A 23629-nucleotide genomic window follows, 5' to 3' on the forward strand; every position below is an offset into this window, starting at 1 on the left:
GCCGTCTGTCCGACGAGGAGGCAGCCGAGATCGAGGAGGGCGTGATGGAGATGGAGGCTGAAGCCCTGGCTGTCATGAGTGACGAGCGCGAGAAGCGGGCGAAGAAGTCTTCGAGCCAGCGGTGACATTTGGTAGCATGGCCTTTTCATTCTGGAGGGGTTATGCGCACAGGAAGGATGTTGGCTTTAGTTGCGGCGGCTGCGCTACTAATGGCTTGCTCTAATCAAACTGCCAAAAACGCTGTTAAAGGGCTACTGAGTGATCCTGATAGCGCTCAGTTTTCGGGACTCGTTGCGGGTAAGGAAAAGGGCGATGTTTGTGGATATGTGAACGCTAAAAATCGCATGGGTGGATATGCTGGAAATGCCCCATTTTTCTACGAGCAAATTACCGACACTGTTGCGATTGTCAACGCGCCTGAAGATTCGGATTTCCGTGGGCTATGGCTCGACCTGCAGTCAGGCGGCACCAATAGGTACGTGAAGCTTGCCACGCAGTGCAATTTGGTGAAGCAATTGGAGAGCATTTGTGGAATAGCATTTTCACTTCCCAAGCATCAATTGTGTGAAGTCATTCATGATCCTTCAGAGCTACACAAGGCTCTAAAGATAAAGTACGGATAAGCAACTGCCGCCTCTCAGCGGTTTCGATTTCAAGGCTCGCTTCGGCGGGCTTTTTTCATGGGCTCACGCTTCACCGCATGGGCCTTTTGCATTTGAGGGGTCCACATGGCAGACGAAGAAAGAAAAGCCGAGTTGAAATTCGGCGTGGACGGCACCGAGGTGCAAGCCGGTCTTGACCAGATCAATCGCGGTGTCAAGGACATGGCGCAGAGCGTTGCTCGCGCCGGCGAGACAGCCGCCAAGGGTATCTCGTCAATGGGCGACGGTGCCGACAAGGCGGCTCAGAAGGTGGCGGGCTCTCAGCGCAAAATCAGCGAAGGAATCAAGCGCACCAGCGATGACATGGAGGCCGGCGCACGCGCGGCACAGCGCTCCATGGAGCGACAGACCGCGGCCCTTGCGAGCGGCACCGCCAGCGTGGGAAAGTACAACGCAGCCTACTATCAAAGCCTTTCAGCGATCCGAGGATGGGGAGAGCCGAAAGCATGGGAACTTGGGTCCGCAAGGCCGCACCATTGAAGCCTTGGAAAACATCGAATATTCCCACGGATAGGGTTGGAGGCCGCATAAACAAAGGATCTGGTGATGGACTCATAATCCGTTGGTGCCCAGTTCGACTCTGGGAGGTCCTACCAGATATTTCTCAATGAAATCAAGCCATTAGGCCGCATGTTTGGGGGCTTCTTTTTTGCCAGAATGAGCCCTCTCTGACCAAAAAATGACCGCGTTTGCGTGGTGCGCCAGATGTTCCGGCGCAAGATGGGCGTACTTTTTTACCATCTCCAGGGTCTCCATCCTCCCAGTTCCTTGAGCACAAAAAAGCGGCGTTCCAGACTGGACATGCCAGCTTGCCCAGGTGTGACACAAGTCGTGGAACCGGAAGTCAGCAACTCCCGCCTTGGCATATGCGCGCTTGAGCATACGGTCATCAGATATTGAGCTAGCTTCTCGGGACGTTCCCCAAAACGCTGCGTCTATCCATTGAGATGGATACTCGTCGCCTTCCTTTTGCCCATAGTTATAGGCGAGCGAGAGGTTCGCCACCTTCTTGCCGCTTGGAAGTGTCTTGACTTCTGCATCTCGCCCAAGGCGCATGAGTCCGTACATCTTTGCCATGTTGATTCCTTATGCGGCCTGCTTGGCCAGTTCGTCATTTGCGGCCAGTGCGGCGCGCAGCTTGTTCTCATAGTCCTTGACCAGTTCGGCGAAGGCCATCAGATCGGCCTCAAGTGCTTCAATGGCATCTTCGTCTCGGGTGATTCGATGAATTACCATGTGGCCAAGATCGGGGCACCAGAGCACTAGGTCAACCCACTGGCGGCCAAGGAGCCATAGGTAGCCGAGGCACTGATCCATGTAGGCGTCGGCAACGGCAGTAAACAACGTGTCACTGCTGACCATGGTCTTGATTTCAAGTACGCCGTTATCGTCAATGAGACCATCCGGAAAGAGGCCAAAGAGATCGTATTCAGTTGTGTAGAAGCCAACCTCATCCACCAGATACCCGGCGCGGCCTTCGTACATTGCCCGTGCAGAAGCCTCTTGTTCAGACCCGATCCGCATCGCTGCATTTTGGAACTTTGTTGGGGCAGTTTCACCAACGCGTTCGCGGGCAACATCACGCGCATAGTCCAGCGCTTTGCTACCCCATTGCATCGTGACGCCGTCCGCGATGGCCTTGGCGACAGCCTCTGATGTGGGCGGCTTCTTGTAACCCGCAAACTTCGCTGCTTCACTCTCCGACTTCCCGGTGCGCATGGGGTGCCCTTGCTGCAAGGTCAGCGCGCCTTAACATTTGCGGGCCACAACGCCGGGCCTATACCCCGAAGTCAGATATCCATGATGCTCCTTGAAAAGCAAAAAGCGCCTCCTGTGAAGCGCCTTTTGTTTTGCCTATTCCATGTGGCAACATTGGGTCCAGGAGTGTCGCAATGGAACTTCTCGGTATTTTGAGAAAGAAGTCTCAGTTGAGAAGCTACGCCGGCGTGGCGTTGACGTTCACGATTGTGGCTTGCATCAAGGCCACAACCTTGTATGAATCGCCGTCGTCGGTGTGAGATAGCCCCTTGAATCTCCGGACACGGTCCATCGCTTATCTTCGAGATAGGCATAGGACTGTGCGTATGACTAGGCATACAGAAACGATTGAGGTCATCACCCGAGACCAGCGCAGGCGGCGCTGGTCGGCTGCCGAGAAGGCCGCCTTGGTTCGCAAGACGTATGAACCGGGCATGAGCGTCTCGCTCGTGGCCCGCCAGGAGGGCGTGTCGGCGAGCTTGCTATTCACTTGGCGGCGGCTGGAGCGCGAAGGCGCGCTGGTGGCTGTCGGTGCAGGCGAGGCCGTTGTGCCGGCATCGGAACTGGCAGCCGCCCGTGCCGAGATCGCCAAGCTGCAGCGCGTGTTGGGCAAGAAGACCTTGGAGAACGAGATACTCAAGGAAGCCGTGGAGATCGCTGCAGCAAAAAAATGGATTGCGCGCTCGCCCTTGTTGCCCGGGGACGACCAATGAAGCCGGTCTGCTCGGTGCTGGGCGTGGCGCGCTCGAATCTGCATGTGCGGCATCACCGCCCTGGCCACTGGCAGGACAGCCGCAGAGGCCGCACCCCGGCCCAGGATGAGCTCTTGCTGGCCGACCTGCGGCGCCACATTGCCGAGTTGCCCAGCTATGGTTATCGCCGCGCCGGTGCGCTGCTCAATCGAGAGCGACGTTCGCAAGGTCAACAGGCGCTGAACCACAAGCGCATCTACCGGGTCATGGCGCGGCATCGACTGCTGTTGCCCAAGGCGCCCAAGCGACGGCATTCGAGCCGCATTCACGATGGCCAGGTCAGTGTGCCGATGAGCAACATGCGCTGGTGCTCTGACGGCTTTGAGATCAAGTGCGATTCGGGCGAGACGGTCACAGCCACCTTCGCCAAGGACTGCTGCGACCGGGAGATCCTGGCCTGGCGGGCTTGGGAGGGCAAGGGACTTGCGGGAGAGCCTGTGCGCGACATGCTGGTGGAAGCCGTGGAGCGGCGCTTTGGCACGGTTGAAGCCGTGCCCCTGGAGCGTGAATTGGAGTTCCTCACCGACAACGGCAGCGCCTACATCGCGCACGAGACGCGTGGCATTGCTAGATCGCTGGGCCTGAAGCCGATCAACACGCCCGTGTGTAGCCCGCAGAGCAACGGCATGGCCGAGAGCTTCGTGAACACCTTCAAGCGCGACTACATGAGCCGTATGGACCTGCGCGATGCGCCGACCGTGTTGGCGCAATTGCCGGGTGCGTTCGAGCACTTCAACGAAATCCACCCACATTCGAGTTTGAAGATGATGTCGCCCAGGGAGTTCCGACGACGGCAGAATCACCCCGCCCATCAGGGCTAACTTAGCGACTGGACGGTGTCCGGAACTACGGGGGCAAGATCAGGTAAACGCCCGAAGCTCGCCGGTGCAGACCGTCAAGAGCTTGCCCGAACTAACAGCTCGCCCGACGGCCAAGTAGTGCGTGCCGAGTGCCGGCCGCAAGAGATTCATCTTGAACTCCGCCGTCACAACCTCGAATCCAGGGGGAGCCTTGGTGAGTGCAGCGTAGCCGCAAGCACTGTCCACGATGCTGGTCGTGGCGCCAGCATGCAAATAGCCGTGCTGCTGGGACAAGGCACCTGAGAAGGGCAACTCAATGTGCACCTCGCCCTCAGAAACCATGGCCAATCGGGCGCCAATGGTCGCCATTAAGCCTTGCGCAGCAAAGCTGTTCGCCACTCGCGTGTGAAGATCACTCATTAATATCTCCTCAATCCTATCAAGCCTTCATGGTGCCATAGGTCAACATCAGGCGTGAGCGATGACGCTCTGACGTCGTCAAGTCCAGTCACCAGATCCATTGCGGCATCAGTTGGTACGCCCTCCAAAGCTCGTCTATCGTTCCCGTGTCCTGCCCGATCCGCTCATGTCGAGAATCTTCTGGATGGCGGCGCGCTTGTCCGTGCCCAGTGCAACTGGCCTCGTCTATCAGCTGATGTCGGAATGGGATGCTTGGGCCAAGCCCAGGCCATTCACCGAAGAGGACATGCAGCGGTTGGCCAAGGCGATGGGTGCTGCTGATGTGGCGCGGTGGGGGACAAGTTGCCAGCCGTGAAGCTCGATCGCCGCGGGAAACCCAAGGCCGCCAGTCTCGAAGGGCGCCAGGTTGTCGCAGCGCGCCTGGAACTGGAGCAGTGGTTGGCCATGGAGCGCCGTCGGATCCTCGGACGGCTGGGCAGTCTGTCCAAGCTGATGGATCCGCATTCGGGGCTGTTGCCGTGGGTGGTCGAGCAGGGGTTCACCAACCCGCGCGAAAAGCTGCTGGACGTGCTGGGCTGGTGGGCGGATCGCCGCTGCACCTCCTGCAAGGGAGCCGGGGTGCGTAGCGAAATGGCGTGCTCCTGCTGCAAGGGCTTCGTGAGCGGGACATTCCTCACCGGGCTGATGGGCTGACTATCTCCGAGAAGATCGCGAAGCTGGTGGATGACTCGCGACGCGGCACTGTTGCGATGCTCAAACACCTGCGTGAGTTGAAAGAGGTTGCAGCAGGAAAGAAATAGGGTATACAGCGCCTCCTATAGCGCAGGAGCAAGAAAACCTCCCTTGCCATCACTTGCAGAAACGCCTCGAGCGGTGGGTTCGGGCCAGCAGGAAGTCGATGGAGGCGCTCGCCCAGAATTTGAGCTGTGGAGGCTCCGATCAGAAATGGTCGGGGCCTTTGCTTTTGTTAAAAATCTTTCTATTGACTATTGTTGTATTTGATTTGTTAGTTAATAACTATGATTGTTGCATCGTGTGCCTAGTGGCGTTTTACCGGAGCGGTGAGATAGCTGGGCACTGGGAGGCGGAGATGCACAATCCAGAAATACAGATAAAACGAAAAGGTTCCTCTGAGGTTCACTTGATCGCATTGGAGCAAGGCTTGAACACTTTTGGTCGAGAGCCGGGAAATGCGATCAACCTTCCATCGCCTTTTGTCAGCCGCGTGCATGGCGTGATTAAGCGGTGGTCAAATCTCGTGAGTCTGAAAGACAACGACAGCACGAACGGGATTCGTGTGAATGGCATTCCAGTCAGGCACAAGATACTGTTCACTGGCGATGTGGTTGAGGTCGGTCCTTTTGAAATCATCGTCAAGCAAGGCTCTGTTGAATGAGCTGACCCCATCTAAGTTATTGCAAATGCATCTACGAAGCCGTCCCGAGTGGGCGGCTTTTGCATTTATCACCGAGACAGTCCGAGGTGTTGAGCATCGCAAAGAGTTGGTGGAGAGTCGGTGTTGTCTCCTGTTCGTATTCCGTAGCACATGCCCAACAAGGTCACTGTTCTATTCGGTGATTCAGCGGAGCCGCCCATGTGAAGGGTGCCTGAGATGATGCCCTTGTCGCTAACAGACAGGTTTTCGAATCTCAAAAATATTGGCATACCCAAGATGACGTCTCCATCACCGTTTGTTCCACCGATTCCGCTTGAGGAAAAGCCGGTTCCGTTATTCTTGAGTTCACCATCGTAAGTGATGAGTGCGCCAGGCGAATGAATGCCTGCGGCTTAGTTCCCGGGAGTGTCACGCTGCCCGATGAGTCGGTGTTGAAGACGGCTTGTATCGGACCGATGGTCTTCGCTTCAGTGGCGTCCTCCACTGAACCGCCGATGACCGTCCCACCCTTGTACTCGATCAGGTTCGCATTAAAGGTCTTGCCATCGGTGATCTTGCCGACGGCTTGATAGAACACAGCAGTGCCGTCTGCGCGATATCCAAAGTAGGACGCGATGACTGTCTCGCCGCCTTGGCGGTCAATCTGAATGCCGCGACCGGGTTTGCCGTTCATTTCGCCGTCAATGGCCCAGAGGCCGGGATCCGGCAAGGCTGCAATCGCAGAAGCCGAGACAGTCAGAGCGGCTGCACTCAGGATGCAGCGTTTGAGAATGAGCATGTGGTCTCCCTGTTGTGCGCTAGGCAGCGCCTTGGGGAACTATAGCAAGCAGGCATACCCGCCTTCATACCTGGAGCAAGCCCGGCCGTGCATGAGAGATTTGATTGCGCGGGACTCTTACCCCAAGCTCAAGGGGGCTTGTAGAGCGAACAGCAACTCCAGCCGTGTGGCAGTCTGATGGTATCTTGGTGTCAGTGGAGTTCATGGCTTTGGGGGTGAATTGCTCATTTGCGCCTCGCACATCTGCACAAGCTGTCCAATCTCAGAGGCGCTGTGCATCACTCGAAGATTGAGTAGCTCTTGCAACTGCTCACGATGCATCCAGATATCGTCTTTGTCGGAGGTGAGGAAGACTTGGCACCCATTCCTATATGCGGTGTCAAGATGTCGCGAGTCATCGTACGTTTGAACCAGGCGTCTGATGTCATCGAACTTTGGTGAGGCGTTTTTTTCGTCGGCCCAGGATCCAGTGTCTTCTTTCCAGGGTTGGTCATCCTTGTCCCAGGCCTCTAGTGTGCTTTTGACTTTCTCCCCTCGTCGGATCGTGTATGCGTTGGCATCTATATCTGCTCCGACGCAGTGAGCAAGGCCGCGTGAGATGAGATCGCGCAGTACGGGCATGGAGCCACCGGTGTCCACATAGATCTTGATCATTGGTTGAAGGTTCCTGCCATCTGATGAGACACGCAGTCGTTCTTTGCCGTACGACCGCGTGTGGTCATTTCAGTTTCTGCGACGCTGGCGCCAGAAAGCCAGGCCACCAAGAAGAGACGCAAGCAGCATCAGGCCCCATTGATTGAGAGTGGGAACGGGGGTGGCTGCACTTGGAGTAACGGTTGCCGGGGAAATGCTGAAGCTCTGAGCTGCTTGAGCAGCAGGCTCATGTGTTGTGTTGCCTGCCTGGTTGGCGTTGATCACGCAATTGCCTTCGCTCAGGAAACTCACGGTGCTGCCGGTGATCGAGCAGACCGCAGATGCAGCTGGATCAATCGAGAACGTCACCGGCTCACCCGATGTACCTCCTGTCGCGGCAATTTCATAGGTTCCTCCGACTGTTGCAGGGCTTGGGGGTGTCGATGTGAAAGTGATGGATTGTGGTGTCAGCGGGGCGGGAGAAACAGCGAAACTCTGCTGTGCCTGTGGTGCAGGCTCGTACGAGGCATCGCCGGCCTGATCCGCATTTACAACGCAATTGCCTGGAGCCAAGAAGCTCACGGTGCTGCTGCCGCTGATACTGCAGATGCTGGCTGCACTTGGGTCTATGGAGAACACAACAGGATTGCTCGATCCACCACCCGTAGCGGTCACGTCATAAGTTGCCCCGCCCACCACCGCGTTGGTCGGAGCAGTTGAAGTGAAGGTGATAGCTTGAGGCGTGAGTGGAGGCGCGCCAACTGAGCTGCCGTTTAGTGCAATGTTCTGGCTGCCGAACTCACTGGTCACAAATTGATAGACATCGTTCACATTACCTGCCGTATTTGGAGCGGTAAAAGTGAGGTGGACTACGCACTGGGCGAAGTCCAGAGTAAGGCCAGAGGAACATGTACTGTTGGTTACGGTAAAGGCCGGGTTCGTCGGCGGAATCACAGTCACGGTTATCAGCGTAGGTGGCCCGAAGTACTGAATAGTCACGATCTGTTCGGGGGAAACACTGCCTGGAGCCGTGTTGGTGAAGTTCACCGTGCTTGTTGGGGTGAATAGGAACCCTTGGGCCTTCACTGTCGAGAACCCTATGAGCGCCACAAGCACAAGCAGAAGCCTGAGCGCTGAGAAATATTTGGGTTTCATTTTGTCTCCTTCATAGTTGGTAATCGTATGTTACCAGTTGACGCTTTGAAGGAATTTCGGCGAGCTGGGCTGCAGCCGGTTTCGATGACACCTTGTTTGGATGGAAGATGAAGCCGGAAGCGGGGAAGCCTAAGGGAGCGCGCGTTGGCGGGTCAAACAATGATTTACAGCAATATTTAGCTCATCTCGTAGACTCACCTGCTAACAATTAGAGGTGTTTCATGAAGAAGATTTTGTCCCTTGCTGCTGTCGCATTGTTGATGAGCGGTTGCGCTGTTTACGGTGATGGTTACTACGATAACGCTCCCCGAAAAAAGGCGCATCCACATGGTTGCCCACCAGGCCAAGCCAAAAAGGGTAACTGCTGACATGGAAACAAAGGGCCTGCCCGGCGCACCTGCGACACGGATATGGCTCTTTTTGTGAGTGCGTAACAAGAGAAAAAGCCCGCATCCGCGGGCTTTTTTATTGTGGCTGGGGGATCTTTCGCAGCCACTTCGGCGACCCGTGTTTCAGGGAGTTAGCACCAGATTCTTGGGCGTAACGCTATTTGGTGCGGTGAGTGTCACGGCTGGCGCAGTGCTTTGGACGGTATAACCCGGCGCGCTACCGAATATGTTGTACTTTCCGGCGGTAGCCGTGTCCGCAGAGAATACCAGAGGTCCGTTCGCCACATAGGGAGCAGCAAACGGAGCTGCCAGGGGCAGGCTCAGGCCGTAGGCCGCGCTGGAAGGGTCAACCTGCGCCCATGCCACGTCCAGTCTCTGGCCACCGCTGAGTATCTGCTGAGCATTCACGGTAGCTTCAGTGAGAGGCGTATTGGAGGCGTTGGTCACAACCCCGGAAACCGTAGCAGAAGCCGATTTTGCCAAAACGATGGGCGTCGTTGCGGTATTGAGTGTTGTAGTTCCTGCAGCGATGGATACGGGAATGCCCGTGACGGCAGCGGTGGTCAGATTCTGGCCTGCCATCGTCACCGTGTAATGGGTGTTCTCGGGGAGGTAGGCCAACACGAACCTGCCTGTCGTGGCGTTTGGCACGGTTGCTCGTACATTGTTGTCCGGATCACGCGTGGATACGATCACGCCGGAGGCCATCGCCGGATCCACGTAGCCCACGATCTGCGTTGTCAAGCGCTTGATCACGGCCACCACAGGTTTGAGGTTGTAGTTGCCTGAGTTGCCTGCTTTGACAACAGACTTGCAAGCATCGAAGTCAAGGACCATATCGGCGACCTGGCCGCCCGTCACATCAAAGTTCGCCTTGAGCTTGAAGCCACTCTGCTGGCCACTGGGAGTGGCCAGTGCAATCTCCTTTGCCGAGCCTGATAGAACCAGGGCATTGGCCAAGGGCGCGGCAGGTGTGGGATTGGAAGGATTGTCTGCCAGCACCAAACGGATCTGCTGATAGTTGCCGGCCGGGAGCGGCAGCGACCCCAGCTCCTGTAACACGCCATTGGTCAGGCCCAGCAGATCAATACGCTGAGCCGGAATGGCAAGCTCACTCCAACCAGCGTCATTGACGCCTGCTGTCGCGCTCTGGTGAACGCGGATCTTGGTGACAGTGACATAGACGTGATCGTATCCACAGGCCGGAGCATCAGTCATGGCAAGTTTCAGTGTGCCTTGCTGGGAAGAGTCACCGCCTCCACCGCCGCCGCATGCTGCCAAGGTGGCGGCTATCAGACCCAGACCGGTCCATGCCAGAGCCCTGGCAGGCCGGAATTCTTTTAAATTTTTCATACAACACCTTCATCGTGGTTAGACAGCGCGATGCTAGGAGTTCCATAGAAGGGAGTGTTACGGCGCGTAGCTTCAGAGGAGTCGGCTGTATATAGTAGGACAGAGGCTGAGCGCATTACTTTTCGTAGCAAAGGATGCAGGCTGAGCTCCACGACCCAGGGGCGCCCAGTGTGGCTGCTGGAAAAAAACGCTCCGAGGCGGCTTTCAAATCAGCCCAGACGGTGTCGGCTTCGCGCCGGCCCGAACATCGCGAGCAACGATGACAGAGCAATCACACCCACACCCCATTCCTCCCAAGTCGGCACTGGCGTCGGCGTGGCCACCACAGGCACGGCAGCGACGGTGGTGCTGAAGCTCGGCGTGAAGCCGTGCATTGCGGCCTTCGCCATCGCTGACTACGCCCTTGGGCTATCTCAGCGCGATGCAATTCGAACAACGCTGGTTGGCGGCGCAGCGCAAATCTGCCGCTTGATCATCGGGTTATGTAATCCTGTTTTCAGGGAAAGCCTCACACAATGGCTCATTTTTACGAGGTTGCTGCCCTCACAGAGTCACGTTCAGACAGGTTCTGGTACTGATGCATCAAAAACGACGATTCGCAGGATATGCGGTCCCATGTAGGTTTTCATCTCGACATGTGCCGGGCTGGTTTGGTAGGCATCGTGGGCAGCTGAGTCTTTGAAGGCCGAAACAACGGCATGCGTATAGCCGTTCGCGCGTGCAGCTTCGTTCACGCCAAAGTGATAGATCTCCACATCTGGACATTCTTTGCGTATTCGATCAGCAAAGGCCTCAACCGTGGCGAAAAACTCGATGCCGGTATCGGGAGTAAACCCCATCATGACGATGTGCGTGTACATACAATGCAGTTTTATTTATTTGCGATGGTGCCGTGATGGAATTTGGGGCTGTCTCATGCAGACCCACTACATGCGCGCCAACATGCCTCCGTCGATAGAGAGCACGTGACCATTGACAAATGCTCCTGCGTTCGAAGATAGATATACGACGGCGGGGGCGATGTCATCGGGATCGGCCCAGCGGCCCAACGGGACAGCCCCCTGAAGAAAGCTGTCGAATCCTTCCCGTTCTTGCAAGCCTTGCGTGAACTGAGTACGAACGAAGCCCGGCGCCAAGGCATTGCTGGTAATGCCTGAGCTTCCATATTCCACCGCAAGTGCGCGGGTAAAGGCAGCAATGGCACCCTTGGCAGAGGCGTAAGCGGCAATGCCAGGCATGCATGCTTGGCCGGCGACAGAGGACATCAGAATGATGCGACCGAAGCCCTTGCGAACCATATGTGGCAGCACTGCATGTGCACAATTGAATGCACCGTTGACATGCACATTGAAGAGTGATTGCCATTGTTCAAGCGACATTTCCGTCACTGGCTTGCGATTCTGATTTCCCGCATTGCTCACCATGATGTCGGGAGCCCAGTCATCCTCGTTAAGAGTTTCGATGGCCCGGGTTACCGCATCCGCCTGCGATACGTCAAATACTGCAACGCGTGCTTGAATGCCTTCGGAGCGTAGTAGCTGGACAGCATTGTTACAGCGCTTGAGGTCGAGATCATTGACTACGACGCGAGCGCCTGCGCGCCCGAGGTGGCGAGCGATGGCGAATCCCAAACCACTCGCGCTGCCAGTAATGCAGGCAACGCGTTGCTGGAGTCCAAAGGTACTCTGAAAATAGGAGGCTGTCATGGTATGGATATGGATTAGCGCAAGGACTGCACACCCGCACAGATATTCATAGTCTGTCCGGTGATGCTGCGTCCCGCAGGGGAAGCGAGAAACAGGGCTGTTTGGGCCACATCGGACAATGGAACTTTGCGATGCAACGCAACGTTGGCGAGGATCTCGCTTAGCATCTCGCTTTCACTAATGCCGCGCGCACGCGCTTTCTCTGCAGTCACGTTGCGCGATCGTTCACTGTCAACGATTCCGGGAAGAATCGCATTTACCGTGATATTTTCATCCCCCAGTTCGAGTGCGAGGCTTTGGGTCAGACCAACGACTCCCCATTTCGAAGCAGCGTATGGGGTTCTGAGTGGGTAACCTAGTCGGCCGGCTACTGAACTGAGATTGATAATGCAGCCACGAGACGATTCCCTGAGTACCGGAATGGCGCGACGCACGCACAGGAACTGACTGCGCAGATTGACTGCCAAGGTCTGGTCCCATTCATGCGGCTCAATGTCTTGTATACGTGCAGTTGGGCCAGCAATCCCAGCGTTATTGACCAGCACATCCAGTCCGCCCAGGGTTTGCAATGCGCGCTCGAACCAGGCATCTACGTCGGCAGAGATCGACACGTCTGCGCATTGCCCACCACCGTTGGGTAAAAGCGGCAGCGCTGCCGCTATAGCTTCCCGTGAGATATCACAGATTTGCACTTTGGCACCAGCTTGGGCGAAGGCGTGTGCAATGCTCAGGCCAATACCGGATCCCCCCGCAGAGACCATGACGCGTAGATTTTGGAAAGACGTATCCATAGCGATATCTCGAAATAGGGACTGATGAGGCAATAGATGGCGGCAGATTGATGGCGCTGCGAGACGCTAGCAATGTCCCGCCCTTGGGATCATTCGGCGCTGGTCGCAGGCCATATCTAGGTCTGGGTCTGGGTCTGGGTCGTGGATCGAGCCGTGAGCGAAACCCGTACGAGCGTCGGGGCCGGCCGAGGCGCACCACCTGCCAAGACTGGCCGAACCATCTGGCCTGCTGTCGTCCGATTTGCCTCAGGGCGCCTTTCGCGCCTTCTCGAGAGTAGCCATGGTTTTGTTGACCAGATCAGCTCCCAACTCGGGCTTGTATTTCTCGATGACCGAGGCGGTGGCTTGTACCATGCGCGCATGTTCTGCTGGCTCAATGGTATTGAACTTCATGCCAGCCTTGACGAGGTCTTGCACTACGGCTGCTTCCATCTTCCGGCTTACGTCACGATGAAAGGCTTGGGCTTCCTTGCACGATGACTCAAGCACTCCCCGTTCGGTTGCGTTCAGTTTGTCCCAGAACTTTTTGCTCACTAGAACCACCGCGGGCAGATAGACGTGGCGCGTTTCTGTCAGATAGGTCTGGATGTCCTGATAGGAACTGGACTTGGTGACCAGGTACGCACTCTCCTGTCCGTCAATAGCTTTGGTCTCCAGCGCCGTGTAAGTCTCCGGGTAAGGCAGGGGCAGCGGTGTTGCACCTAGAGCCTTGAAGATGTCAATGTAGACGCGGTTTTGCAAGGTGCGCAGTTTGAGATCACGGAAGTCTTCGAGGCGCTTGATGGGATGCTTGCTATTGGTGACCTGTCGGAAACCGTAATCCATGTAGCAAAGACCGATCAGGTTCTTCTCGGAGAATTTCTTGAGCAACGATTGCCCGACTTCACCATCGACAACCGCATCAGCTTCTTTCTCGCTGCGGAAAATGAAAGGCAGATCAAAGATAGCGAGCTCCTTGACGTTGCCCGCCGCTCCGGCAGTGGAGACTACGGACATCTCCAGAATACCGCCTTGGGCAGACGACATGGACTGAATTTCGTTGCCAAGGGTGGCATTGGGGTAACCCGTTACCTTGATCTTGCCCGCACTCTTTTCATTGACTATCTGCGCAAACTTGTCCACGGCCAGGCCAATGGGATTGTCTTTGGCGACTGCATGGCTGAACTTTATCTTGCGTTCCTGAATGTCTTGCGCGTGGGCTTGCACGCCTGTCAGCGCAATGGTGCCTGCGGCAAGCGCCATTGGGATGCGGCGGGTGAACAGGGAAATCTTTGCAACGGTCATGTTTTGTCTCCGAATGGGTGATGCAGCGTAGCTAGTTGGGCTTACTTCAGTTCTTGTCCGTCGAGTTCGCCACCCAGGAATTTGTTGGGCCTGAGAAAGAAACACAACACAAGTGCTCCCTTGGGTGAACGGGCGGTATGGCGATGGCCCTTGGGGCGCCAGACAAAATTGCCGGCGGGATACACACCATCAGCATCTTCGAACTCGCCTTCGAGCACGTAGCTTTGTTCGATTTCTACGTGTTCGTGCAAGGCCAGCTCCGACCCGGGTTGCCAGCGGAAGAGGGCAGTCAGAAGGCCTGTGTCGTCATCCTTGACGAGGATCTTCATGTCAATGCCCGCTGTAGGCGTAGGCTTCCAGGGGAGCTCATCAATGGCCATGTTCCGCGAATCGAGCGGACCATATTTGTCGGCATTGGGCAGGAAGGGGGTCATCAGAGCCATGGGGGTCTCCTGTAGTCAGATAGTGGTGGTATTGGGCGAAAAGCCTGAATGTGCAAGTTGCAAGCGCTAGGCAATGACGGTGTTGGTCAGCTCGCCGATTCCCTGGATTCGTGCGCGCATGGTTTGCCCCACTTGCAGACACTTCGGGGGGGTCTGAGCGAATCCAACGCCCTTTGGGGTTCCCGTGGCGATCACATCACCCGGCAAAAGCGTCATGCCCGCGGAGAGTTGTTCAATGACCGTGGCCACGTTGAAGATCATGGAGTTGGTGTTGTCGCATTGGCGTTGCTGACCGTCGACATCCAGTTCCAACGCCAGGTTGTCCGGGTCGTCGATGGAGCTTGCGTGGACGACCACAGGCCCGAGCGGGCAACTGGTATCCAGGCTTTTGCCCTTGAACCACTGGCCATGCAGTCGCTGGAGGTCACGGGCCGTGACATCGTTGAGGATGGTGTAGCCAAAAATATGCTCGTGGGCTCGCGCGGCCGGAATGTCTCTTCCCCCTTTACCGATGACGATGGCCAGTTCGACTTCGTAGTCAAGACTGTTGGTGAGCGATTCATGGCGCAGTACTTTTGCGCGATGGCCAACCAGCGCGGTTCGGGGCTTTGTGAAGAACTCAATGGCTGGCGGGAAAGCATCGGCAGGACGGCCGTTGGCCAGATTGCCTTCGATGATGTGCTCTCGGTAGTTGCGGCCAACGTTGAATATGTTTCTGCCGACCGCAGCGACGGGAGGAAGCACGACTACCTCGGAATAGGCCAGAGTGTGTTGAGTGCCGTCATTGCGCAACGCATCGCCGCAGGCCTCGATTAATTCTTTCGCGATCGCCAGGGCGATGTCTTGGCCTGCTATCAGTTCATCGACTGATTGCGGTGCAGGCTTGGTAGGCCACGCTGCGGTGAGATCCACAATCCGAGTGTCATTGATGAGGGCGCCAAGCCGGACACCTTCGGTATGGGTAAAGTTGAGGAACTTCATAGCTTCTTCAGGGAGATGGAGGATCAAGATCTTTCTCGCGAGCTTGCCTGCTCGACGGCCACATAGAGTTCGCGCACGTGTGCACGGGCTCGGGATTCGGCAAGATCGGCATCGCGGTGTTCGATGGCATCAATGATTTCAAGGTGCTCGCGTAGCGAGTCGGCACTGCGATGCAAGCGAGCGATCGTCTGCCGTCGGTAGCTGGTTTGTGGATGACCGAATGACGCCCAAACTCGCTCCAGCAAATGGTTGTTGGCAAGTCGGATGATTTCGATATGGAACGCAACATTGGCCTGCGAGTACTCAGCGGCCCTCGCTTCCGCAACTCCTGGTTCGAGAAATGGCTCGAAGATTGCGCGTAGCGCCAATACATCGCGCTGTGAGGCATTCAGGGCGGCCTCGCGCGCGGCAAACCCTTCGAGTTGCTCTCGGAGCTGTAGCCATTCGCGATAGTCCCGGTCGCTCACTGGCTGCAGAATTGCGCCGCGGCCGGGACGCAGGCTGATAAGGCCTGTACTGTCAAGGCGGATCAATGCCTCGCGTACAGGAGTACGGCTAACGCCCAATTGCGTTGCCAAGTCTTCTTCGCGCACGCGAATGGGCTCAGTGATCTCGGAGCGCAACTCGTTGAGGTGAGCGCTAACGGCCTCGAAGACACCGGAGCCTGTAGATTTTTGAGGTAGCTTGGCGTTCATGAGAACTCTTTGCAGGTCATTTGGTCAGGAGATTCAGTGGCACCAGCACAATCGATGGAAACAGCACTAGCAGAAACATGACGATGAACTGGGCGATCATGAATGGAATCACCCCTTTGGCTACATCGTCGAGGCGCATCTTGCCCACGCCGGCCACCACATTGAGCACAGAGCCGACAGGGGGGGTCACCAGTCCAATGGCATTGTTCATGATGAAAAGTACACCGAAGTAGACGGGATCGATTCCCGCTTCCTTGATGACCGGCATGAGTACGGGAGTCAGGATCAGGATGGTGGGCATCATGTCCATCGCGGTGCCCACGATCATTACCAGGACCATGATCACGATCAGGAGCAGCGTGGGACTGTCCATGAAGGGCTTGAGCAACGCGATCACTTGGTCGGGGATGTCCGCCACTGTGATCAACCACGCCGATACCATGGAGGCTGCGACTAGAAACATGATCACAGCGGTGATCTTGGCAGCCGACACAAATACGCCATACATCTGACGCAAACCGATCTCGCGATAGATGACGGTGGAGACCAGCAATGCATACACTGCAGCTACCACCGCAGCTTCAGTAGGAGTGAAGACACCGAACTTCAATCCGAACAGGACGATCACTGGTAGACCCAGCGCCCACAAGGAATCCTTGAGTGCATGCAACTTCTCTTTGCGGGTTGTTGGTTCCGGCAGGGAGACGTTCTCACGATGTGCCACCAGCCACCATGCTATTGCGATGCTGACCCCCATCATCAGACCGGGAACAATGCCGGCCATGAAAAGTTTGCCGATGGAGACGTTGGCGGCGACTCCAAACACCACAAAACCGATGGACGGAGGGATCACTGGCGCAATAATGCCCGCCGACGCAATCAGACCACCAGCCCTGGCCTTGTCGTGCCCTGCCTTGACCATCATGGGTAGCAGCAACGCGGCCAGGGCAGCGGTATCGGCCACCGCAGAGCCAGACAAGGCTGCCATGAGGCACGCTGCGATGATGGCAACAAAGCCCAGGCCGCCACGCAGGTGCCCCACCAACGCAATAGCCAAATTCACGATCCGTTTGGATAGTCCACCCACATTCATTATTTCGCCGGCCAGCATGAAGAAGGGAACTGCGAGCAGGGGAAAACTGTCAGCCCCATTGATCACGTTCTGGGCGAGGATTTGCGCGTCGAATAGATCCAGGTGAAGCATCAGGGCCAAGCCTGAGAACAATAGGGCATAAGCGATAGGTACGCCGATGGCCATTGCCGCCAAGAGCGCTCCAACAAAGATGAGCACCGTCATTTCTGTCTCCGATTCCTCAATTCAAATGCTTATTGACGCTCGTCTGTCGAAGCGCCTGTTGTCGGGGGCAATACCAGGTGCGCTGATTCTTCGGACTCGACCATCACCACCAGTTCAGAATCTGAGAGTCGGCCGCTCACAGTGAGCCAAATTTGATGGATAAGAATGAGCAGGGTAGAGGCGGCGAATAGCACGCCTGCGAAGTAAAAGATCGCCACAGACAGCCCACTGACAGGGGCTTCGGTTTCTCTATTCACCATGACCTGCCCCCAACTGCCGGTCAGCATTAGCCATGTGATGTAGAGCATCATCACTTGAGCGACAACAAGACACAGTCGCTGGGCTTTGACTGGCAGGCGTGCGATGACCATGTCGGTGCCCATGTGACCGCGCTCGCGCATTACTACCACAGCGCCCATGAAAACCATCCACACGAAGAGCCAGCGCGAAATCTCTTCGGAAATGAGCAACCCGGTGCTGAAAAAGTAGCGAAGCACCACATTCCCAAACACCAGAACGACCATGACAGCCATACAGAGGGCACTTGCGGCATCCAGGGCTTTGCAGTAGGTGGTTAGCAAGCGATTCATAGATTTCTTTCTGCATGCGACCGCAGGCAACGCCCCATCGCTGTCTTCATATTGTATGCAATTCAGTGTTTTGTATGCAAAACTGAAAATGAGTGTGCGAATTTTGATATCGAATACATAAAAGTGATTCGGTATAAACCCTGGGTTGTATGTCTCGCACCTGTGCACCGCCAGCCCTTGCCCTCTTGCGCTCTGCACGCCAGGATCTTCCGGTTGCAACAATTCTTCGCAAAGGCGAGCAATAGACCGTGTCAGGAGATTCAGTGGGGCTATCTCATCTGATGAGGTACCCGCGCAAACCTACGAGGTAGTACATGCGTCGATTCGCCAGGGTCAGCAGTCGGCACGACTATCGGACTCAGACGTTCTTTGACCCACCAGTCAGTGGTTCAACGGGGAAGTGCTTCTGAAATGCCCCATCGTCAGGACACGACTTCTACCCAGCTTTTGATATGCGGATGCAGGCTTGTGCCGAAGCCCACTGCGTCGAGCGATGCCAGATGCACACGGCCATCGCGGATTCTCAAACGTGGCGCTGCGCTGCGATCCCCGATTTCATAGAGATCAGGATGTGCTGCAAGGAACTCCCGGGCCTCCGCATTCGGCTTGCCATTGAAGCCGTGGACAAAATGGTGGGCGTTGCGCTCCACATGCGAAATGCCCAGCAGGCTGACGAGTGCGAGGTCCTGCTGCATGCTGAAGCCGGGTTGCGTGGTCAGGTCTTCGGCAGAGAGGAAGAAGGGCGGCTCCCCCGGCGCGGCCTGCGCATTCCATACATGGCAGCGCGCCAGATTGAGCAGGGACTTGTAGAAACCCTTGCATGATTTCGAGGAGACGCCGCGGTAGCCGAGGGCTCGCGCACGGGTGAACGCGCCCACGTCCTCGTCGGACTCATCGATGATCACGGGTCTGTGGCGTGCAATTGCCTCCACCGGCTGCGACCAGACCACGCCACGCGCAATCGGTTGCTCCACCAGCAATGTCGATGCGCACAGGCGCGCAAGCCGTGGCCTCTCCTCCATGGCTTTCCAAAGCATCGCTACTGCTTCGGCGCTGGTGTATTGCTCGTTGCCGTCCAGCGTCACGAAGTACGGAGAACTCCGGGCGTCGAGCACGGCGGCAATGCGCTCGAGGCGCGCCAGATCGGAAGCATCGTCACCGCCGAGCTTGATCTTGAAATAGCGATTGCCATAGTGGGCGATGACCTCTTGCAGGGTCTCCGGCAAGCCATCATCGGCACGCCCGGATGTTGGAAGGTCCGCCTCGGTGATGGGGTCCAGCATGCCCACCGTGTGCCGCACGTCGAGTTGTGTCTGGGGCTTGAGCGATGCGAGAAATGCCGAAGTTTCAAACGATCCAAGCGATGCATCCAGCGCTCCCAGGTGCATGCCCGCCAGATTGGCCTGCATGGCCTGCCGGAAGCTCAGGCCATGCGCGCGGCACAGGGCATCAAGAATTGCGCGGTCGAGCAGCGCGGGACCGTAACTCATCACGAGAGGCGGCAGGCGGTGGGCATGCGCATCTGCTTCAATCTCGGCGTGATGGTTCGCAAAGAGGTCGAACGCGCTGCATGCGGCGGCCGCCTTATAGGTCTTGGCCGTGAGCCGTAGCGCATCACGCAGTTGCTGCACGTTGTCCGCATCGCTCAACGCGGGGCTTTTGTCGAACCACTTGGCGGCCAGGGCTTCGGCGGCGTAGCCGAATATTTCTCCCCCCTTGCCCGGAAGTCCCAGGCGCACGCGAATCACGGCCTGCAGTCCTTCCCGCACCGTGGTCGCGCCGAAGCGAAACGGCATGCGCAACACATAGGGCAACTCCGCGCATTCGACGGAGAGCACCTTCACATGTGGAACGGTCTGCATGGAGATGCCGCAGGCGATGTCGGTCTACCAGTGCGGGCCGGAACGCGCCTGTGCGTTTCCGCTGGCACCGGAGAGCTCGGTGTAGAGATCGAAGGACATGCGGCCGAGCTCCGGGTGGGCTCTTGTTTCCGCGGTGCGCGGTCGCGGAATGTCCACCGGACGGATGCTGGCCACGCGGCCCGGGCGCGGCGACATGACCACGACGCGATCCGCCAGGAACACCGCCTCAGGAATGGAATGCGTCACGAACACGATGGTCTTGCGTGCTGCCCCCGCGGTACTTTCACCCCAGATGCGCAACAGCTCGATGTTCATCTCGTCGCGCGTCATCGCATCGAGTGCGCCGAAAGGCTCGTCCATGAGGAGAATCGGCGGGTCCATGATGAGCGCACGGCACAGCGACGCACGCTGCTGCATGCCCCCCGAGAGCTCGCGAGGTCGCTTGCCGGCGAAGTCGCCGAGGCCCACCATCCTGAGCAGCGACATCGCACGTTCACGATACTGCTCGGGGTTGCCGCCCGCGAGCTCCACGGGCAACAGAACGTTGTCCAGGATCGTGCGCCACTTGAGCAGCAACGCCGCCTGAAACACCATGCCCACTTTGGCGATCGGCTTTTCAACCGGCGCGCCGTCCACCAGAATGCGGCCGCTCGTGACATTGTGCAGGCCCGCGATCGCGCGCATGAGCGTGGATTTCCCGCAGCCGCTCGGCCCCAGCAGGGCCACGAACTCGCCTTCGTGAATCGTGAGTGAAATATCGCGCAACGCCTCTACCGGCCCGCTTTCTGCCTGATAGATGAGGCCCGCGTGCTCGATCTCGATCAATGGTCGTGTCATGGGCGCAGCCACATTGAGCGCGCTCTGGATGGTTGCCGTGGTGATGCTCACTTTGACTCTTCTCTGCGTTCCGGGATCCGGCTGGGTTCAGGCCAGCGGGCTCACTGCACCGTCAGCGGCATCGCCACCTTGATGAAAAACTGCTTGTCGTACACCGCCGTGCAATCCACCTTCTTGGGCAAGCCCATGTAGGTGTTGACGATATCCACCGAGTTGCACATTTTCTTGTCATCGATCCAGCCGATGCCGTTGTCGGCGTAGTTCTTGGTGCGCATGAGTTCGAAACCCATGTTCATGTTGGCTTCGATGATGGCAACGTCGATCTCCGGCACGCGCTTCTTGTAGATCGCAAGCGCTTCCTTGGGGTTGGCCATGACGTCGCGCCAGCCCATGTAGGAGGCCTCGAGAAATGCGCGCAACGCCTTGGGACGATCCTTCATGGTCTTGTCGCTTGCCAGGATGGCCATGGCGTACATGTCAAAACCGAAGTCCGCCCATTGCAGGCGCACCGCCTTGCCCGAGCCCATGGCCTTGTCATAGAACGGCTGGCCGGTGGTGTAGTCGACCACGCCATCCACGCGTTTCTCTGCAATCGCAGCCACCTTCGCGGTGGGCTCGATGTTCACCCAGCTCACCTTGGCCGGATCGATCTGGTTCAGCCGCGCAAATGCGGGAAACGCCAGGCGCTGGCTGTCACCCGGAGGCGCACCGATGGTCTTGCTTTCCAGATCCTTGGGCTTGGTGAGCGCGTTGTCGGCGCGGCTGAAGAACGTCATCGGTGTCTTGTCGAACACCATGCCGACCATCTTCACGCGGGCACCACGCGAAACGGCGGAAATCACCGGCACGGTATCGGCCACGCCCGCATCGGCGCGGCCGCTGTCCACCTTGGCGATGGATTCGCCGGAGCCCTTGGAGTTCTGGATCGTTACGTCGAGCCCGCGCTGTGCATAGTAGCCCTTGTCGAGCGCCACCCAATAGGCTGCGTGATCACCTACCGCGAACCAGTTCAGTGCAAACGTGAACTTTTCGCGGTCTTGTGCGCTGGCGCCAGCGGGCGCCACGGCGGACAGCAGCACCGCGCAGGCTGCGGCAACGAAAGTGACGGTCGATTTCCTGGAAGTCATGGCTTGGCTTTCAAGTGAAGACGGGTTGTCAACAAGGGCTCACTCGGCCCATGGGGCCAGTACGCGCGAGAGCATCGCGACGATGCCGTACAGCAGTAGGCCCAGGATGGAAATCCACACCAGGGCGGCAAACGCCACTGGCGTATTCATGCTGCTCTGCGTGGTGATGATGACGTAGCCCAGACCTTTCTGCGACGCCACGAATTCACCGACAACGGCGCCGACCACCGCCGAGGTTGCGGTGACTTTCAGTGCGCTGAGGATATAGGGATAGGCATTGGGAATGCGGATCTTCCAGAACACTTTCCATTTCGGTGCGCTGAACACGCGACCAAGGTCGACGAGATCCTTGTCGATCTGAGTCAGTCCTACTGCCGTATTGATCACGACCGGAAAGAAACCGATCAGTGCACCGATCAGCATGTTGGGGATGATGCCGTAGCCCATCCACATGAGAAACAGCGGAGCGATCGCCACCTTGGGCAGGGTGTTCACGAAGACCAGGAATGGGGTGAGTGCACGCGACATGGCATCCGACCATGCAATGGCCATGCCAAGCATCACACCCGCGATGGCGGCAATGAGGAATGCGCCCAGAATTTCAAGCGCCGTGACCCAGGTGTGGCCGAGCCACGGAATCTCGTCGCTGAACATCGCCTGCACCACTGCGCCGGGGCTTGGAAGCAGGTACTCGCGGATATCGAACACCGATACCGCGAGCTGCCAGAGGATGACGAAGCCAATAAACAATCCGATGGCCGGCAGATAGTGTGCCAGCCAGCGCGTGATCTTGTTGCGGTTCATGGTGAACGTTCCGTACCCTTCCTGTTCTTCGCTTGCGCGCTCATCCAAGCCAACGGCTCAGATTGGCAGCGACAAATGCGTCATCCGCCAGATCGGCATGTTCGGCATACACGCGGTCGATGGCATCCTTCTGTCCCTGGCCCAGCCCTTCTTGCGGATCCAGGCACCAGATGCCCTCGAGCAGGCCCTGGCGGCGCAGCACTTCATGGCATCCGGCGATGCAGCCGTGGAAGTCGTTCGCCACGTCGAAGAATGCGCTGTTGCAGTCGGTCACGCGGCTGTCCAGTGCAAGCATTTGCGCATCGACCTCGCCCCGCTTTGCAGCGGCTTGGCACTGGTCCAGAATGCGCACGGCGCTCGATGTCCACACCGACCAATGGCCAAGCAGGCCGCCTCGAAAGCGCACGGTGACCGGCTCTCCATCGCGCGGCACGGTGAATGGCGTGACCAGGTCGAGCACGATGTGGTCATCGTTGCCGGTGTAGAGCGACACGCGCTTTTCCGCGCGCGCCATGACCACGCCGCGCACCACGTCGAGCGTACGATACCGGTGGAACGGCGCCACCTTGATCGCAACCACGTTATCGATGGAGGCGAATCGTGCCCAGAATTCAGCGCTCAGATCCATACCGCCCACGGCGGCCTGCAGGTAGAAGCCGATGAGCGGGATCTCGCGGGCAACCGCTTCGCAATGCGCTATCAAGGCATCTTCGCGTTGCCCGCGCAGGGCTGCCAGGCTCAGCAAGCCTGCGTGATATCCCAGGCCGTGCGCCGTGCGGGCCTCGGCAACCGCTTGCGCGGTCTGGCCGCAGATGCCCGCCACCATCGCAAGCTCGCGATCGCCAGGCGCCCATTCACGCACGGCATCCATCGCCAGGCGCAGCACCGGCTCATACAGGCCCACCTCGCGGATTGCGAACTGCGTGGTATGCACACCCACGGCCAGTCCCCCCACGCCGGCATCGACGTAGTAACGGCTCAATGCGCGCTGGCGGCGCTCATCGAGTTGTCGTTCGGAAGTCAACGCCAACGGATGCGCGGGAATGGCCAGGCCGCGCTGCAACAACTCGCGGACGTGGGCGACCTTCTCGGGTGTCAAGGCACTCATGCTGGAAC

General features: G+C 57.6%; 26 protein-coding genes. 5 read left to right on the forward strand and 21 right to left on the reverse strand.

Annotated elements, in window-relative coordinates; all coding sequences use genetic code 11:
- Positions 1-161 precede the first annotated feature (161 nt).
- Positions 162-623 (forward strand): hypothetical protein, encoded by a 462-nt coding sequence (locus H9K76_RS05170; RefSeq protein ID WP_187598488.1) that lies wholly within the window; start codon positions 162-164, stop codon positions 621-623.
- 105 nt (positions 624-728) lie between these two features.
- Complete coding sequence (locus H9K76_RS05175; RefSeq protein WP_187598489.1) at positions 729-1142, forward strand: hypothetical protein; 414 nt, start codon at positions 729-731, stop codon at positions 1140-1142.
- A 141-nt stretch (positions 1143-1283) separates the two neighbouring features.
- On the opposite strand, the gene H9K76_RS23660 is transcribed toward H9K76_RS05175, so the two are convergent.
- Both H9K76_RS23660 and H9K76_RS05185 read right to left on the reverse strand, forming a co-directional pair.
- Positions 1284-1739 carry a tyrosine-type recombinase/integrase gene (locus H9K76_RS23660; RefSeq protein WP_187598490.1) on the reverse strand — a complete coding sequence of 152 codons (456 nt, stop codon included), beginning with the start codon at positions 1737-1739 and terminating at the stop codon, positions 1284-1286.
- Positions 1740-1748: 9 nt separating this feature from the next.
- Complete coding sequence (locus tag H9K76_RS05185; protein ID WP_187598491.1) at positions 1749-2381, reverse strand: YqaJ viral recombinase family protein; 633 nt, start codon at positions 2379-2381, stop codon at positions 1749-1751.
- Between the two features lie 365 nt (positions 2382-2746).
- On the opposite strand from H9K76_RS05185, the gene H9K76_RS05190 reads away from it, so the two are divergent.
- A protein-coding gene (locus tag H9K76_RS05190) for an IS3 family transposase (RefSeq protein ID WP_425489603.1) occupies positions 2747-3993 on the forward strand; the annotation gives its coding sequence in 2 pieces (ribosomal slippage) (positions 2747-3092 and positions 3092-3993; 1248 coding nt in all).
- 39 nt (positions 3994-4032) lie between these two features.
- Here H9K76_RS05190 and H9K76_RS05195 read toward each other — a convergent pair.
- Positions 4033-4392 (reverse strand): PaaI family thioesterase, encoded by a 360-nt coding sequence (locus H9K76_RS05195; protein WP_187598492.1) that lies wholly within the window; start codon positions 4390-4392, stop codon positions 4033-4035.
- 342 nt (positions 4393-4734) lie between these two features.
- On the opposite strand from H9K76_RS05195, the gene H9K76_RS05200 reads away from it, so the two are divergent.
- Both H9K76_RS05200 and H9K76_RS05205 read left to right on the forward strand, forming a co-directional pair.
- Positions 4735-5085, forward strand: coding sequence for a hypothetical protein (locus H9K76_RS05200; RefSeq protein ID WP_187598493.1), 351 nt, complete (start codon positions 4735-4737; stop codon positions 5083-5085).
- 205 nt (positions 5086-5290) lie between these two features.
- A complete protein-coding gene (locus H9K76_RS05205; RefSeq protein ID WP_187598494.1) occupies positions 5291-5788 on the forward strand; it encodes an FHA domain-containing protein in 498 nt (165 codons plus the stop codon).
- A 253-nt stretch (positions 5789-6041) separates the two neighbouring features.
- Here the strand turns inward: H9K76_RS05205 and H9K76_RS05210 are convergent, their stop codons facing one another.
- The 18 genes from H9K76_RS05210 to H9K76_RS05295 form a co-directional block, all read right to left on the reverse strand.
- Positions 6042-6566, reverse strand: coding sequence for a hypothetical protein (locus tag H9K76_RS05210; RefSeq protein ID WP_187598495.1), 525 nt, complete (start codon positions 6564-6566; stop codon positions 6042-6044).
- Positions 6567-6767: 201 nt separating this feature from the next.
- The gene (locus tag H9K76_RS05215; protein WP_187598496.1) at positions 6768-7220 is read right to left on the reverse strand and encodes a hypothetical protein; all 453 of its coding nucleotides are present in this window, start codon (positions 7218-7220) and stop codon (positions 6768-6770) included.
- A gap of 69 nt (positions 7221-7289) precedes the next feature.
- Positions 7290-8354 (reverse strand): IPTL-CTERM sorting domain-containing protein, encoded by a 1065-nt coding sequence (locus tag H9K76_RS05220; RefSeq protein ID WP_187598497.1) that lies wholly within the window; start codon positions 8352-8354, stop codon positions 7290-7292.
- A gap of 512 nt (positions 8355-8866) precedes the next feature.
- On the reverse strand, positions 8867-10096 hold the full coding sequence (locus H9K76_RS05225; protein WP_187598498.1) for a DUF4382 domain-containing protein: 1230 nt from the start codon (positions 10094-10096) through the stop codon (positions 8867-8869).
- A gap of 557 nt (positions 10097-10653) precedes the next feature.
- Positions 10654-10956, reverse strand: a complete 303-nt coding sequence (locus tag H9K76_RS05230) for a Dabb family protein (protein WP_187598499.1) — start codon at positions 10954-10956, stop codon at positions 10654-10656.
- A gap of 66 nt (positions 10957-11022) precedes the next feature.
- Positions 11023-11802, reverse strand: coding sequence for an SDR family NAD(P)-dependent oxidoreductase (locus H9K76_RS05235; protein WP_187598500.1), 780 nt, complete (start codon positions 11800-11802; stop codon positions 11023-11025).
- A 14-nt stretch (positions 11803-11816) separates the two neighbouring features.
- The gene (locus tag H9K76_RS05240) at positions 11817-12593 is read right to left on the reverse strand and encodes an SDR family oxidoreductase (protein WP_187598501.1); all 777 of its coding nucleotides are present in this window, start codon (positions 12591-12593) and stop codon (positions 11817-11819) included.
- Positions 12594-12839: 246 nt separating this feature from the next.
- The gene (locus H9K76_RS05245; RefSeq protein ID WP_187598502.1) at positions 12840-13877 is read right to left on the reverse strand and encodes a TRAP transporter substrate-binding protein; all 1038 of its coding nucleotides are present in this window, start codon (positions 13875-13877) and stop codon (positions 12840-12842) included.
- A 41-nt stretch (positions 13878-13918) separates the two neighbouring features.
- The gene (locus H9K76_RS05250; protein ID WP_187598503.1) at positions 13919-14320 is read right to left on the reverse strand and encodes a cupin domain-containing protein; all 402 of its coding nucleotides are present in this window, start codon (positions 14318-14320) and stop codon (positions 13919-13921) included.
- Positions 14321-14386: 66 nt separating this feature from the next.
- The gene (locus H9K76_RS05255; protein WP_187598504.1) at positions 14387-15301 is read right to left on the reverse strand and encodes a fumarylacetoacetate hydrolase family protein; all 915 of its coding nucleotides are present in this window, start codon (positions 15299-15301) and stop codon (positions 14387-14389) included.
- Positions 15302-15324: 23 nt separating this feature from the next.
- On the reverse strand, positions 15325-15996 hold the full coding sequence (locus H9K76_RS05260) for a GntR family transcriptional regulator (protein ID WP_187598505.1): 672 nt from the start codon (positions 15994-15996) through the stop codon (positions 15325-15327).
- A 16-nt stretch (positions 15997-16012) separates the two neighbouring features.
- On the reverse strand, positions 16013-17293 hold the full coding sequence (locus H9K76_RS05265) for a TRAP transporter large permease subunit (protein WP_187598506.1): 1281 nt from the start codon (positions 17291-17293) through the stop codon (positions 16013-16015).
- 29 nt (positions 17294-17322) lie between these two features.
- Positions 17323-17883 carry a TRAP transporter small permease gene (locus tag H9K76_RS05270; protein ID WP_187598507.1) on the reverse strand — a complete coding sequence of 187 codons (561 nt, stop codon included), beginning with the start codon at positions 17881-17883 and terminating at the stop codon, positions 17323-17325.
- A gap of 422 nt (positions 17884-18305) precedes the next feature.
- Complete coding sequence (locus H9K76_RS05275; RefSeq protein ID WP_187598508.1) at positions 18306-19745, reverse strand: enolase C-terminal domain-like protein; 1440 nt, start codon at positions 19743-19745, stop codon at positions 18306-18308.
- 24 nt (positions 19746-19769) lie between these two features.
- Positions 19770-20633: an ABC transporter ATP-binding protein gene (locus H9K76_RS05280; protein WP_246475318.1), complete on the reverse strand. Its 864-nt coding sequence runs from the start codon at positions 20631-20633 to the stop codon at positions 19770-19772.
- A 50-nt stretch (positions 20634-20683) separates the two neighbouring features.
- Positions 20684-21709, reverse strand: coding sequence for an ABC transporter substrate-binding protein (locus tag H9K76_RS05285; protein ID WP_187598509.1), 1026 nt, complete (start codon positions 21707-21709; stop codon positions 20684-20686).
- 39 nt (positions 21710-21748) lie between these two features.
- Complete coding sequence (locus tag H9K76_RS05290; RefSeq protein ID WP_187598510.1) at positions 21749-22513, reverse strand: ABC transporter permease; 765 nt, start codon at positions 22511-22513, stop codon at positions 21749-21751.
- Positions 22514-22553: 40 nt separating this feature from the next.
- Entirely contained in the window at positions 22554-23621 is a 1068-nt protein-coding gene (locus tag H9K76_RS05295; protein WP_223196277.1) for a dihydrodipicolinate synthase family protein, read from the reverse strand.
- Positions 23622-23629 lie beyond the last annotated feature (8 nt).

Origin of the sequence: Diaphorobacter ruginosibacter (genome assembly GCF_014395975.1) — a bacterium.
Lineage (GTDB): Bacteria > Pseudomonadota > Gammaproteobacteria > Burkholderiales > Burkholderiaceae_C > Diaphorobacter_A > Diaphorobacter_A ruginosibacter.